This window comes from Herpetosiphon sp. NSE202 (genome assembly GCF_042688385.1).
GTDB lineage: Bacteria > Chloroflexota > Chloroflexia > Chloroflexales > Herpetosiphonaceae > Herpetosiphon.
On record NZ_JBHUPY010000012.1, the window covers coordinates 286,543 to 299,864 of the forward strand.

A 13,322-nucleotide genomic window follows, 5' to 3' on the forward strand; every position below is an offset into this window, starting at 1 on the left:
GCGCGGTTAACTCTCCTTTTAAAAAGGCAAGAATGCCATGAATTGGCGGGAGCTTCAGCTTCATATCGATGCTAGAATGGCGTGTTGCGAGGCGATACTCGCCATTTGCTGGGGCTTGCAGCAGGGTCATTGCCATAAGTAAACTAAGCAGGAATTCGTGCAAGGAGATTTTAGGCTATGAACAGGCAAAAACGACCACTCTCAACCAGCGAACAGCGAATTATGCAGCTTCTGATTCAAGGTCAGACCAATAAAGCAATTGCCATGGCCTTAAATTTAACCACAGGCAGCGTCGAAACCAGTTTACACCGGATTTATGCCAAATTAGGAGTTGACAATCGGGTGCGAGCCGCCTTGGTCTATCTCCAATTAACCAATCCTAGCCAGCCATTGCCAGCGCGCGAAAACGGTTCGCCTGCATGAATCCTGTTAGATTAAGCTAGCAATTACTAGATTAATCACGCAAACTGGGGGTACAATACTGCTAGAACAACGCTGACCAACAGCATTTCAGCGTTTTTAGCATGTGATGGAGTACTCATGGAAGCCACCGTTGGTCAAACCAGCCCTGCCCAAACAACCAGAAAAATAGCATTTTCGGTGCTCGATTTAGCCACCGTTTTCGAAGGCAGTACGCCTGCTGATGCGTTTAAAAATAGTTTAGCACTGGCACAACATGCAGAGCAGCTCGATTTTAAACGCTTTTGGCTGGCCGAGCATCATAATATGGCCAATGTTGCCAGCGCTGCGACTGCCGTGGTCATTGGCCATGTGGCCGCAGGCACCAAGCGCATTCGGGTTGGTTCTGGCGGGGTGATGTTGCCCAATCACTCACCATTGGTGATTGCTGAACAATTTGGCACGCTCGAATCGATCTATCCAGGCCGCATCGACTTAGGTTTGGGTCGAGCGCCAGGCACCGATGGCCGCACCGCGATGGCTTTGCGCCGCGATATGATGGCCAGCGCCGAGCGCTTCCCCGATGATGTGCGCGAATTGCAAGCCTATTTTGCCGAGCCAAGCCCAGGCCAATATTTGCGGGCAATTCCCGGGGCGGGCTTGCATGTGCCGTTGTGGTTGCTTGGCTCAAGCACGTTTAGCGCGCAGTTGGCGGCCAAATTAGGCTTGCCCTTTGCCTTCGCTGCCCATTTTGCCCCAACCCATTTGTTTGATGCCTTGCAATTGTATCATCAGCACTTTCAGCCATCGGCCCAGCTTGCCAAGCCCTATAGCATGGTTGCAATCAACGTCATTGGCGCGGAAACCGATGCCGAAGCCCAATATTTGTTTACCAGCATTCAACAAGCCTTTTTAGATATTCAGCGCGGCACGCCGCGGCCAATTCCGGCTCCAACCAACGATCCAGCCAAGCGCCAAGCGCTAGATTTTGCCTTTGCGCAAAGCCCAATGTTGGCCTACACCGCGATTGGCACAGTTGATACCTTGGAGCAACGCCTCAGCCAGATTATCAAAGAAACTGCCGCCGACGAAATTATGGTTAGCGCCAATATTTACGATCAAGCAGCGCGCAAGCGTTCATTTGAAATCGTCGCTGCCGCTCGCGATCGCATCAACGCCAAACGCTTGGCCTAATAAAACCGCTCATCAGCGGCATGCTTAACCAGCAATCGGTTAAGTATGCCGCTTTTTTATGCTGGGCAGCATCTCCATCGAACGAATGATTGTTCAATTGGCTAAGAGCAGTTATAATCGTGGCGTTGATTGGGCTGATGAGAGCAGCCTAACCCCTCAACATAGCGTCATAATGCCTACGCTTACTCTCACGCAAACCAATTCTATTGAATTGCAATCAAGCTGGTTGTAGGCAGCACTATTTTAAGTCTGAGAAAGGGAACTTCGATGAGCAACTGGTGGAAACTGCGCAGTCTTGGTTGTATAGTCAGTTTAGGTTTGGCAATTGGCTTGGCTCCCCAAGCCTCGCTGGCCGATGGCGTTGTGTATGTTGTGCCGGGCGGCGCTGGCAACCAAACAGGCAGCGATTGGGCCAATGCCAAGGATCTCCAAGCAGCCATCCAAAGCACAGCCGCTGGCACCGAAATTTGGGTTAAACAAGGCATTTATCGGCCAACCACTGGGGCAGATCGGACAGTCGCCTTTACCCTAACCAATGGGCTAAACCTTTTTGGCGGCTTCGCTGGCACTGAAACCAACCGCCAACAGCGCAACCCACTGCAATATCCCAGCATTTTGAGTGGCGATTTGCTTGGCAACGACGCTGGTGCAGCCAATGATACCAACCCAACCAGGAGCGATAATAGCTACCATGTTATGTATTGTGTATCAAAGTCTGAGCCAATTTTAATCGATGGATTTGTGATTCGTGGCGGTCAAGCAACAAACCAAATCTTTCCACGCAATATGGGCGGTGGAATCCTCGCAGATCAGTGTAATTTAACGATTTTAAATACTCGGATCTACAACAATGCTGCATTGTTTGGCGGCGGGATTCTGAATTTCAATAGCACATTAATGCTTGGTCAAAGCATTGTTGCTGGCAACTGGGCACTGAGCACTGGTGGCGGGCTGGAAAATCAACAAAATGGAATCGTTAACATACGATCAACCACATTTGTTGGCAATATTTCGCAGCAAAATACCGTGAGCGCCATTGCCAATGCTGGTGGCACGCTGAATCTGCATAATAGCATCGTTTGGGGCAATAATGGCATCGCGCCAATCAACGGCTCAAATAATAATTTTAACCTTACGGTGAGTTATTCGATTGTGCAGGGTGGCTTTGTTGGTACTGGCAATAGCAGTGCCGATCCCCAGTTTGTTGATGCTGATGGCGCTGATAATCTGATTGGCACGCTTGACGATAATGTGCAATTGCAAGCCAATTCAGCTGCTCGCAATGCTGGTAACAACAGTTTACTGCCAACCGACCAAACAGACCTTGACGGCGATGGCGATATTGCGGAAACAATCCCATTAACCATCGATTATTTGCCACGAGTCAACGAAGGTTTAGTTGATATGGGACCATACGAATACCAAGGCAACGAACCAACAATCACGCCAACGCCAAGTAGTACGCCCAGCCCAACCGCAACGGCGACCGCTACCGCAACCCAAACCCCGACGGCTACGGTTATGCCAAGCGAAACCCCAAGCCCAACAGCTACGGCAACGGTTGTGCCTCAAAACAGCGTTTATCTACCAGCGGTAACGCGCTAAGTTTCAAGGCGGCTGCTTGCTATTCCAAAGCAGCCGCCTTTTCGCGTAAGCCAGCCCAAACCTGTATAATAGGCCCAAGCCTAGCTTAGCAGGGAGATCGCGATGATCGCATCGGTACGGGGTGTTGTGCAATTTATTGGGCTGGATCAGGTAATCATTGACGTGCATGGCGTGGGTTTGGCGATTGCTGTGCCGCGCACGGTTTTAGCGACGATTGGCGCTGTCGGTGATAGTGCCCAACTCTATACACACTTGCATGTGCGCGAAGATATGCTGGCCTTATTTGGCTTTAACTCGCCAGCCCAACGGGCCTTATTCGAGTTATTGCTTGGCGTGAGTGGCATCGGCCCCAAGGTTGCATTGGCGCTGCTTTCCGCCGCCAGCCCCGAAGAATTGCAACAGGCGATTGCCCGCGAAGATACAATCATGCTCTCAAAAGTGCCAGGCATTGGCAAAAAAACCGCTGCTCGTTTAGTGCTTGAACTGAAGGGCAAATTTGGCGTAAGCACAATTAGCCATCAACTCAGCACCAACCCAGGCTTGCTCGCGATCAATACCGAATTGATCGATATTTTGACCAGCCTTGGCTATAGCAGCACTGAGGCCCAAGCAGCGCTCAATGCCCTGCCAGCAGATGCGCCCGCCGACACCGAAGAACGCCTCCGCTTGGCCCTGCAATATTTTGGTGGCGTGTAACCTAGCCCATAAGTCAGCTACAATGTAGGCCATGCAGGTAGCCTCACAATAGGACTACCAAGAATGATTCTCGTTAGGATGGCCGTAAGCTCGCGCTGGCATACTACGGTCAAATCCTTCCTCCTCACACACACTCTTCTCTCCTTCAAGCGGCCCAACTGGGCCGTTTGGAGTTTTAGCCCAGTGAACTACCACACCCACAAGGGGTGTAGCTTCTGCTTTCAACGACGGTTACCAGCGTTTCGCTGGATTTACACCATCTCCAGCAGCGTTTTGACTTTCCGTCGTCCCAACGGCAAGCAGGCGTATTCCTTCATGCACAATGTTGATCGCGGCGTTGCCATCGCGATCATGGGTCGTGCCACAGGTGGGGCATGTCCACATGCGGTCCGCCAGCTTTAAGGCAGTCTTGGAATGACAGACGTGGCACGTTTTCGATGAGGCGTAGAACCGCCCAACCTTAACGACCCGCCGTCCGCACCATTCGGCTTTTTCCTGCAATCGTTGCATGAAGGTACTGAGGGAGGCATCACTGAATGATTTGACCCAGAGGGTACCCCGCTTGGTTCTCGCAAGGCCTTTAATATTCAAATCTTCAATGCACACCACATCGAATCGTTGAACCATCCCCAACGCATGTTTATGGAGCCAATCGGCGCGTTGGTTGCTGATTTTCTGGTGAATTTTGGCAACCCGCTTACGGGCTTTAGCGCGGTTGTGGCTACCCTTTTGAGCGCGTGCGAGCTTGCGCTGAGCGCGGGCAAGTTTCTTGTGGCTGCGGCGGTAGAACTTGGGTGGCGCAGTTTTCTCACCCGTTAACAGCGTAGTGAAGGATTCAAGCCCGACATCAATCCCCACAGGCCGATCAGCCGTTGGTTGAATATCAGGGAGGTTGATATGACAGATGAAAATGACCCACCACGCGCCCGTTGCGTCTTGTTTGTATGGTTGCACCCTTCGCTATGCCTTGCAAGGGGCGATGAATGATTGCCTGCATATGCCCGATTTTTGGCACGCTGATCGTGCATTCATCAACCGCCACCACACCTTGCGGGAAGCGGAGGCTGTGCGGGGTGGCTTTGCGGGCTTTGAAGCGCGGGTACTTGGCCTGTTTGGCAAAAAATTTGCTGAAGGCGGTTTCTAAATCCATCAGCGCTTGTTGCAACGGTTGCGAATGGCACTCGCGAAAAAAAGCCGTTTTGGGCTGACGTTTTAGATCGACCAAGGCAGCCGCCAGTTGCGAGTAACTCAGCCGTTGACCCGTTGTTTGGTAGTGGGTTTGCTTGCAGTGCAGCGCCCAATTCCAGATGAAGCGTCGGCAACCTGCCCACTGGACCAAGGTTCCGACTTGGGCAGGTGTGGGTTGCAGACGGTATGTGTAACAACGGGTCAGCGTTCGCATCATCAGGCTTCCTTTTGGTTGGCACTATCCATGGCAATGGTTTGGGCGGAAACCGTTCCCGCCGAACCGACAACCATCTGTCCAAAGCCCACGACCCCAACAATGGCGGCGTTTCAGCGTTAGGAATGTGCGAAACCCATCCACGACAAGGGTACTTTTCAACATCTTCCCAATCACCATGAGCGCGGTTGTGGGCGGTGCTGAAAGAAATCCATGAGTGTGATGGCAATGTATCCCTTGAGCACGCAATGCCGATAGTTGGTGACAAAAGTTGCTACCGCAACTATAATGCTTTATTTTGTATCTTTATTGTATATCAATGTTACTATTTTGTCAATATGTATAGACTATAAAGATATAAATTAGTGTAATTCAATCGAGGCTGCTATAGTACAGAAAGGAATGGATTAAATGCAGGTATCAACTATGCCAATCGAATGCAACGTGCGCGTACTTCTTGCAGAACGGAACCTTGAACGTGCTAAAAAAGGATTGTCTTCCATCAGTGTTCGTGAATTAGCCCGTGAAACACATATCACGCATAGCGCCTTAGTGAAACTTGTTAATGGGAAAAGCACGCGAATCGATTTTGAAACCATCGATCGATTAATGGAATTCTTTGACACGGAGGATGTCAATCAGATTTTGATGCGTAAGTTAAAGACTGAGTGAAAAAAAGCTAGGCGATGCTGTAACACTCCTAGCGCGGCTCCACCGAACGAAGCAAGGCAGAGCGACCGCTATTATCGCGGATAATAGCCATTTTTTTGACTGCATCGAATAGAGTACGCAGTCAAAAAAACCGAACCACGGTTGATTGCTCTTCACGAGGGAGCCTGCCATTACGCTCTTTAATTGCTCTTCGTTAGAACTGGCACGCATGCATGCCGCGCGGGGAACCCAAAATGGGGGGGGTGTTCTGCGGCAAGCCCAATAAAAAACCAACCAACTGAGGTTGCTCAGTCGGTCGGTCGATTATGCAATTAATCAATTATTGCGCTAAGCGCTGTTGACGAAACATTTCATACAGCACAATGCTGGTCGCAACGCCCAAATTGAGCGAGTCGCACGTGCCAGCCATCGGAATCCGCACTAAGGTATCGCAGATGCTTTGCTCAACTACCGACAGCCCAAGCCGCTCGCTGCCCATCAACAAAATCGCAGGGCTAGGGTAGCTGATCGTTTGATATTCTTGCTCTACATCTGGCGTGGTGCCAATCACATGATAGCCGTTAGCCTTTTTCCATTCGCCAAACTCTTCGAAGTTGGTTCGGACCATGCGCAAGGCAAACAACGAACCCATGCTCGCGCGAATCGCCGCTGGATGATAGGGATCGGTCGTGTCGCCAATCAAAATCAGCCCTTCGCAGCCAACTGCATCGCAGGTACGCATAATTGCACCCAAATTACCAGGGTTACCAACTCCATTCAAGGCAACCCAAGGCCGATCAGTCAATTGCACGTTGCTTAATGGTTCTTGCTCCAACTTAACAACAGCCCCGATGCCTTGGAGATTTTCTTTGAATGAGATGCCCGAAAAGGCGCTAATCGAAAGCTCAACCATTTGTTTGGCAGCTTTGCGCAAGGCGCTGACGGTTTCGTTGGAGTGCTCGGTGCGCGAAAGTAGCTCCAGCGAAATGGCCCCAATTTCAATTGGTAAGCCAGCGTTAATCGCTTGCGCAACAATCCGCGCACCTTCAATATAGTAGGTTCCAGTGCGGTCACGGGCATCGCGCGAGCGCAATTGGCGAATTTCTTTAACAATATCGGGCAACACTATTTGCTCAACAACTGGCGCAGGCTTTTGGGCTTGAGCCGGAAGTTTGCGACCATAGTTGTTTGAGCGATCATTGCGATCGGTGCGTTTGGCAGGGCGTTGCTGGCTGGCTGGTTGCCGACTGGGCTTAGTTGGTTTGCGTGGCATGATACGCTACTTTCTCCCACAGCAGCAGTACAAGCATCCACTGGGGAGAGTATTTTAACCAAAAAACCCTTAGCTGCCAAACGCACAAATTAGCCAAAACCGTTATTCGGCGACTTCACGATATTCAAACCAATCAAAATCGGCCACGGTTTGGCTGGCTTGGCCTTGGCTACTGGCATAAAGGCCAATCACTGTGCCCACAAAGCCCCCAGCAATTGGCGTGCTCAAAAAGCGCCCATCGAGATTTTCGAGCACTGGTTGCCATGCATCTGGTTGTTCGGCCACAAAGAAGCTATATTCTTGACCATAGGCCACAATGCGCAAATACTGACGCTGGCCGCTGACTGGCACTTGGGCCAAGGTTTCTTCCTCGCCGTTGCGGCAAACAATCACGCTGGCTTGCTGCGCGCCATCGATCACAAATTGCACCTGATATTTATGATTTTGAATCAGCACCATGCCTGCAACTTCATGCGCTTGCTGCGGCTGAAATTCCAGCACGGTTTGGGCCAAAAAGTTCATGTGCTGCTGGCGGCGACCAACAAAGCTGGGGTTGGCCATTTGATTGATTTGCTCAGGTCGCAGTTGCATGCGCAGCCAACCTGGCCGTTCACTCAAGCTCCACCATTCTGAGCGCGGCGTGCGTAAGAACATCCAATGCATGCCAACAGTATCGCCATCAAAATGATCGCAAGCCGCTTGAAATGGCCAGCGTTGCAACGGCAAATCGGGCACAGGATAGCTCGACTCAACCTTACCAGTGCCAGGGCTGATCAAGGGCCAGCCTTGTTCCCATTCAACCGGAGCTAAGAAGGTTTCACGGCCAAGATTGTAGAATTCGCCGCCATACGGACGCATTGCCAAGAGCACCATCCACCATTCACCGTTTTGAGTTTGCACCAAATCAGAATGGCCAGTGCCCATAATCGGATAATCGCGGCCAAGTTGGCGATGGGTCAGAATGGGGTTTGCCCGATAGCCTTCATAGCCTTTCGTCAACTCGCTGCTGCGCGCAATAGTCACTGCATGGTTATATTCAGTGCCCGCTTCGGCAATCAGCAAATAATACCAACCATCGATTTTATAAAGATGTGGCCCTTCAGTCCAAACCACGCCGTTGAGCGCGCCGCGCCACAAGACATATTGCTCGCCAACTAATTGCATCGTGCTCAGATCAAGCTCTTGCAGCCAAATTTCGCATTGACCTTCGTATTCGGGGTTGGCTTTGCCCCGATTGCCCACATACCAGGCCCGACCATCTTCAAAAAACAGCGAGGGATCGATTCCATCAGCATCGAGCCAATAGGGGTCAGACCATGGGCCAGCTGGCGATTCAGCGGTCACAATAAAGTTGCCATGACGCTCTTTACCAGCAATCAAGGTCGTAATCATATAAAACGTGCCATTGTGATGGCTAATTGTTGGGGCATAAATTCCAGCAGATGGGTGAATTTCATCGAGGTTAAGCTGCGAAGGACGATCTAAAATATGGCCAATTTGCTGCCAATGCACCAAATCGCGGCTATGGTGAATCGGCACGCCGGGGAAATATTCAAAGGTTGAATGAATCAGATAATAATCTTCACCCACCCGACAGATCGCCGGATCAGGATAAAAGCCCGACAGAATTGGATTTTGAAAGCGGCGTTGCATAGTGTTCCTCACACATGGAAGGGTTGTATTCGTTCTTTTTTAGCAGAAATCAGTTAAGATGCAATTGAAAGTTTAGTGTTTTGGAGCAAATAATGAGTGATTTGCCAGCCAGCGCCCGCATTTACAACAATCATATTCTAAAGTTCTATGATTTTTTGGTGCACGGCATTTCCGATAGTTTTATTTGGCGTTGCCCCAAGCCCAATTTAGTGCAGTGGTATCGGCAGCATTTGCGTGCTCAGCATTTGGATATTGGGCCAGGTAGCGGCTTGTTGCTGCGCGAAACTCTGGCCCAACACAGTTTAGCTAAACTCGTGCTGCTCGATGTTAATCCAGAGTGCTTAATCCAAGCCAGCGCGAATCTTACCCAATGGCAACCGCAATGCGTGCGAGCTTCGATTATGCATGCCTTGCCATTAAACGAGCAATTTGAATCGATTGGCTTAGGCTATATTTTGCATTGTATTGCTGGCACGCCTGAAATCAAAGCCGCGGTCTTGCAACGCTTAGCCGAGCGGTTAACCGCTGATGGGGTGTTATTTGGGGCCACGATTCTGAGTGCAAGCGAGCCATTTCATAGCAGCACTGCCCGCCGTTTGATGGGCATCTACAACCAGCGCCAAATTTTCGCCAACCAAACCGACACGCTTGCCAACCTCGAAATAATGTTGCAACAGGCCTTTCAGCGCTACGAAATTAAACGCATCGGCAGCGTCGCCATGTTTGCTGGCTGGCGTTGAGAAATTAGGGTTCAAGGGTCGGGGATCAGTTGTCAGGGGTCGGGGATCAGGAGGGCTTGCTTGTGCCAAGAGCCGATAGCCTTCGTGCTCTTCGTGGATCAAAACTTAGCGATCTTCGCGATCTTCGCGGTTCCTAATTCCCGACCTCCAGTCCCTCGCTCATTTTGAAATCCAAGCATTTTTTAGAAGAATTTTAGTAAAAAGGCTTGTAGACTAGCTCGTTAAAGTGGCGTGCTAATCTGCGTTTGCCCAAACGCGGGGCGCGACCCTTGAGCAACTAAGCGCTGCTTGGCAAACAACGATGTAGAGCAGCATGGAGCATCAACGATGATTAGCAACCCACCCCGCGAACGCATATTGTTTGATCAAGGCTGGCGTTTTGCCCTCGGCCATGCCTTCGATCCCGCCCAAGATTTTCAGCTTGATACCAGCCATTTTTCGTTTTTGGCCAAAGCTGGCTATGGCGATGGTGCAGCTTCGCCCAAATTCGATGATCGGGCTTGGCGCATCGTCGATTTGCCCCACGATTGGTGCGTCGAACTGCCATTCGATCAACGTGCCAGCCACAGCCATGGCTACAAAGCGATTGGTCGCAAGTTTCCCGCCAACAGCATTGGCTGGTATCGCAAAAGCTTTGCAATTGCCGCCGGCGAGCTTGGGCGACGGATCAGCCTCGAATTCGATGGCGTGCATCGCGCTGCGCAGGTTTGGGTCAATGGCTTTTATCTTGGCAACGAGCCAAGCGGCTACACCAGCTTTAGCTACGATATTAGCGATTATCTGAATTATGGCGGCCAAAACGTGGTCGTCGTGCGCGCCGATGCAACCACCGAGGAAGGCTGGTTTTACGAAGGCGCTGGCATTTATCGCCATGTTTGGCTCAGCAAAACCGCGCCGCTGCATGTTGCCCGCTATGGCACGTTCGTCACCAGCGAAGTCCATGAAGCAAGCGCAACCATCAATATTCAAACCACGATTATCAACCAAAGCCAGCAACCAGTTGAATTCAGCTTGCTCGAAACGATCAACGCGCCTGATGCAACGCCCGTCGTGCAAGCCCAAAGCTCAATCTATCAACTGGCTGCGGGCCAAAGCGCCGAATTTACCCACCAGCACGAGCTGAACAATCCACAACGCTGGGATCTCACCAGCCCCAATTTGTATCAACTCACCAGCAGCGTGCAGCTCGCCGATCAAACGGTCGATAGCTACGAAACCAGCTTTGGGGTACGCAGCATTCGCTTCGATCCCGATCAGGGCTTTTTCTTGAACGGGCGCTCGGTCAAATTGGTTGGCAGCAATCAGCACCAAGATCACGCCGGAGTTGGCACGGCCCTGCCCGATAGCTTGCAAGCATATCGCATTCAACGCTTGCAGGAATTCAATCACAACGCGATTCGTACTTCGCACAACCCGCCAACGCCTGAATTTCTTGATGCCTGCGATCGTTTGGGCATGTTGGTGTTGAACGAAAACCGCTTGATGGGATCGAATCCTGAGCATTTGCGCCATGTCGAGCAGCTGATTAAGCGCGATCGCAACCATCCATCGGTTATTTTGTGGTCGTTGGGCAATGAAGAATGGGCGATTGAAGGCAATATCATCGGCGCACGCATCGCCAGCACCATGCAAAGCTTCGCCCGCCAATTCGACCATACCCGCCTATTTACGATTGCTTGTAGCGGCGGCTGGGATACGGGCATCGGCACGGTGACTGATGTGGTTGGCTATAACTACATTTGGCATGGCGATATTGATGCTCATCATGCCCAATTCCCATGGCAATCTGGCGTTGGCACCGAGGAAAGCAACACCTACGGCACGCGCGGCATCTACCAAACTGATGCTAGCCGTGGCCATTTGGCGGCATCTCCCAGCGGCGATGGCTATGCCGATACCGAATTTAGCTGGCAATTTTATGCTCAACGCCCATTCTTGGCTGGGCTATTCTTCTGGACAGGCTTCGATTATCGCGGCGAACCAACGCCGTTTGAATGGCCAGCAGTCGCCAGCCAATTTGGCTTTTTCGACCTCTGCGGTTTTCCCAAAGATATTGCCTATTTCACCAAGGCTTGGTGGGGGCAAAACCCAGTGTTGCACATTGGCTATCACTGGGATTGGCCACATGATCTTGGTCAAGTCAAGAGTTTCCCAATCTATAGCAATTGCAGCGAAGTTGAGCTTTGGCTGAATGGCGTAAGCCTTGGCCGCCGTGCAATGCCCGAAAATGGCCATCAACAATGGGAAGTTGCCTATCAGCCAGGCGAATTGCTGGCCCGCGGCTATACCGATGGCGTTGAAGTGATCAGCACTAGCTTGCGCACCAGCCAAGCAGCCAGCCAGATTCAGCTTGTGCTTGATTATGGTCAACTCAAACAAGCAGGCGATTTGGCAATTGTTACGCTGCAAATATGCGACGATCAAGGCCAAATTGTGCCAACTGCCAACCACTTGCTTGATCTCCAATTAGCTGGTTCGGCCAAAATTTTAGGCGTTGGCAATGGCGATCCTGCTAGCCACGAGCCAGAACAATATCATCCAAGCTACCTAATTAGCCCAATTCAGATTACTGGCGAGCAAACCGCCGCTGATCTGAGCACTGGCTTGGAATTGGCTCGCGGAGCAGTAGCCCAAAGCTGGCAACCAGCATTTTTGCACCACAACGACGATCAACAAGCCAATCCACAACCCTATATCGTCTTCAATGGCAGCTTCGAGCTACCAAGCTACAGCGATGCTAGCAGCATTCGTTTGTTCAGCAAAAGCATCGCCCACGACTATAGCGTTTATATCAATGGCCAACTGATCGCCAGGGAGATTGCGCTGGATCAAGGCGACCAAGTATTTGAATTGAGCCACGATTTAGTGCAGCCCGGCCACAACGAATATCTGGTAACTGGGCGCTGGATCAAAAAAGCCAATCCTTGGGATTTCCCCAATCGCGAGCCTGGCGTGGTCCAAGTGATCGAGCCAGCAGCGCCATGGCAACGCCGCGCCTTCAACGGCCTAGCTCAAGTTATTGTGCAACACACTGGCGGCGACGAGCCAATGAGCCTTAGCGCAAGCAACCCCGAACTCAATAGCGCAAGCCTGACGTTTTAATCCTCGGCAATTGGGCGAGCCAGCACTGCTTCCAACAAGGCGGTCGCTGGCTCCTCAATCAGCAATAATTGATCGATTTGATCGCTCTCCATCGCCTGCAAAATTAATTCATTAATTCCGCCCACAATCGCCATCGCCAAAGCTGGCGTGATTTGGCGTTTCTGCGGCGAATCGTATTGTTGATCAGCCCCCGTTGCGCGCAACAAATCAGCAAAGCGTTGATTGGCGGCGCGGCGAACCTGCAAACCCCTGCGGCCTGCGGCCAAAATTTCAATAAATAAGGTCCGCATCAGCAACGGATGGGCTTTGATCCGCTGTAAATAGGCCCGATGGGCGCAGCGCACCCGCGAATGCAGATCGTGCGCGCCCTCGATTGCTTGGCGAATAACCTCGATCAGCTGATCGGTGGCGGCGGTATAGAGCGCCAACAAACAATCTTCTTTGCTGGCAAAATGCTCGTAAAACGTCCGCTTGGAAACCCGTGCCAAGCGCACAATATCGGCAATCGTGGTTTCGGCATAGCCTTTTTCGGCTACCGCCGCCGTCATTCCATCCATCAAGCGGCTACGATAGTCAGTTTCGCTTAGTTGTTCGGTCATACCACCCT

The 13,322-nt window shown here is 51.3% G+C and carries 12 protein-coding genes; 7 read left to right on the plus strand and 5 right to left on the minus strand.

Annotated elements, in window-relative coordinates:
- Nucleotides 1-177 precede the first annotated feature (177 nt).
- The 4 genes from ACFMKP_RS15740 (at nt 178) to ruvA (ending at nt 3,894) form a co-directional block, all read left to right on the plus strand.
- The gene (locus tag ACFMKP_RS15740; protein WP_382292965.1) at nt 178-423 is read left to right on the plus strand and encodes a response regulator transcription factor; all 246 of its coding nucleotides are present in this window, start codon (nt 178-180) and stop codon (nt 421-423) included.
- 117 nt (nt 424-540) lie between these two features.
- Nucleotides 541-1,593 (plus strand): LLM class flavin-dependent oxidoreductase, encoded by a 1,053-nt coding sequence (locus ACFMKP_RS15745; RefSeq protein ID WP_382292967.1) that lies wholly within the window; start codon nt 541-543, stop codon nt 1,591-1,593.
- A gap of 267 nt (nt 1,594-1,860) precedes the next feature.
- The gene (locus ACFMKP_RS15750; RefSeq protein WP_382292969.1) at nt 1,861-3,198 is read left to right on the plus strand and encodes a hypothetical protein; all 1,338 of its coding nucleotides are present in this window, start codon (nt 1,861-1,863) and stop codon (nt 3,196-3,198) included.
- 102 nt (nt 3,199-3,300) lie between these two features.
- Nucleotides 3,301-3,894 carry a Holliday junction branch migration protein RuvA gene (gene ruvA / locus ACFMKP_RS15755; protein ID WP_110520070.1) on the plus strand — a complete coding sequence of 198 codons (594 nt, stop codon included), beginning with the start codon at nt 3,301-3,303 and terminating at the stop codon, nt 3,892-3,894.
- 231 nt (nt 3,895-4,125) lie between these two features.
- On the opposite strand, the gene ACFMKP_RS15760 is transcribed toward ruvA, so the two are convergent.
- Complete coding sequence (locus ACFMKP_RS15760) at nt 4,126-4,848, minus strand: RNA-guided endonuclease InsQ/TnpB family protein (RefSeq protein WP_382292972.1); 723 nt, start codon at nt 4,846-4,848, stop codon at nt 4,126-4,128.
- On the minus strand, nt 4,778-5,299 hold the full coding sequence (locus tag ACFMKP_RS15765) for an RNA-guided endonuclease InsQ/TnpB family protein (RefSeq protein WP_382292974.1): 522 nt from the start codon (nt 5,297-5,299) through the stop codon (nt 4,778-4,780). Before ACFMKP_RS15765 ends, ACFMKP_RS15760 begins: the two co-directional genes overlap by 71 nt.
- Before the next feature lie 408 nt (nt 5,300-5,707).
- On the opposite strand from ACFMKP_RS15765, the gene ACFMKP_RS15770 reads away from it, so the two are divergent.
- Nucleotides 5,708-5,968, plus strand: coding sequence for a helix-turn-helix transcriptional regulator (locus ACFMKP_RS15770; RefSeq protein ID WP_204756355.1), 261 nt, complete (start codon nt 5,708-5,710; stop codon nt 5,966-5,968).
- Between the two features lie 319 nt (nt 5,969-6,287).
- On the opposite strand, the gene ACFMKP_RS15775 is transcribed toward ACFMKP_RS15770, so the two are convergent.
- Nucleotides 6,288-7,220, minus strand: a complete 933-nt coding sequence (locus ACFMKP_RS15775; protein WP_382292977.1) for a TrmH family RNA methyltransferase — start codon at nt 7,218-7,220, stop codon at nt 6,288-6,290.
- Nucleotides 7,221-7,322: 102 nt separating this feature from the next.
- The gene (locus ACFMKP_RS15780; protein ID WP_382292979.1) at nt 7,323-8,873 is read right to left on the minus strand and encodes a glycoside hydrolase family 43 protein; all 1,551 of its coding nucleotides are present in this window, start codon (nt 8,871-8,873) and stop codon (nt 7,323-7,325) included.
- 92 nt (nt 8,874-8,965) lie between these two features.
- Between ACFMKP_RS15780 and ACFMKP_RS15785 the strand changes: the two genes are divergently transcribed.
- Nucleotides 8,966-9,613, plus strand: a complete 648-nt coding sequence (locus tag ACFMKP_RS15785; RefSeq protein ID WP_382292981.1) for a class I SAM-dependent methyltransferase — start codon at nt 8,966-8,968, stop codon at nt 9,611-9,613.
- 327 nt (nt 9,614-9,940) lie between these two features.
- A complete protein-coding gene (gene galA / locus ACFMKP_RS15790; protein ID WP_382292983.1) occupies nt 9,941-12,715 on the plus strand; it encodes a beta-galactosidase GalA in 2,775 nt (924 codons plus the stop codon).
- Here galA and ACFMKP_RS15795 read toward each other — a convergent pair.
- Nucleotides 12,712-13,314 (minus strand): TetR/AcrR family transcriptional regulator, encoded by a 603-nt coding sequence (locus ACFMKP_RS15795; protein ID WP_382292985.1) that lies wholly within the window; start codon nt 13,312-13,314, stop codon nt 12,712-12,714. The genes galA and ACFMKP_RS15795 overlap by 4 nt on opposite strands.
- Between the last annotated feature and the right edge of the window lie 8 nt (nt 13,315-13,322).

Excerpts from the sequence above, each read along its gene's own strand:
- ACFMKP_RS15750 (WP_382292969.1), top strand. The coding sequence starts at position 1,861 with ATGAGCAACTGGTGGAAACTGCGCAGTCTTGGTTGTATAGTCAGTTTA.
- galA (WP_382292983.1), top strand. The coding sequence starts at position 9,941 with ATGATTAGCAACCCACCCCGCGAACGCATATTGTTTGATCAAGGCTGG.
- ACFMKP_RS15795 (WP_382292985.1), bottom strand. The coding sequence starts at position 13,314 with ATGACCGAACAACTAAGCGAAACTGACTATCGTAGCCGCTTGATGGAT.
- ACFMKP_RS15740 (WP_382292965.1), top strand. The coding sequence starts at position 178 with ATGAACAGGCAAAAACGACCACTCTCAACCAGCGAACAGCGAATTATG.
- ACFMKP_RS15745 (WP_382292967.1), top strand. The coding sequence starts at position 541 with ATGGAAGCCACCGTTGGTCAAACCAGCCCTGCCCAAACAACCAGAAAA.
- ACFMKP_RS15770 (WP_204756355.1), top strand. The coding sequence starts at position 5,708 with ATGCAGGTATCAACTATGCCAATCGAATGCAACGTGCGCGTACTTCTT.
- ACFMKP_RS15775 (WP_382292977.1), bottom strand. The coding sequence starts at position 7,220 with ATGCCACGCAAACCAACTAAGCCCAGTCGGCAACCAGCCAGCCAGCAA.
- ACFMKP_RS15780 (WP_382292979.1), bottom strand. The coding sequence starts at position 8,873 with ATGCAACGCCGCTTTCAAAATCCAATTCTGTCGGGCTTTTATCCTGAT.
- ACFMKP_RS15765 (WP_382292974.1), bottom strand. The coding sequence starts at position 5,299 with ATGATGCGAACGCTGACCCGTTGTTACACATACCGTCTGCAACCCACA.
- ACFMKP_RS15785 (WP_382292981.1), top strand. The coding sequence starts at position 8,966 with ATGAGTGATTTGCCAGCCAGCGCCCGCATTTACAACAATCATATTCTA.
- ruvA (WP_110520070.1), top strand. The coding sequence starts at position 3,301 with ATGATCGCATCGGTACGGGGTGTTGTGCAATTTATTGGGCTGGATCAG.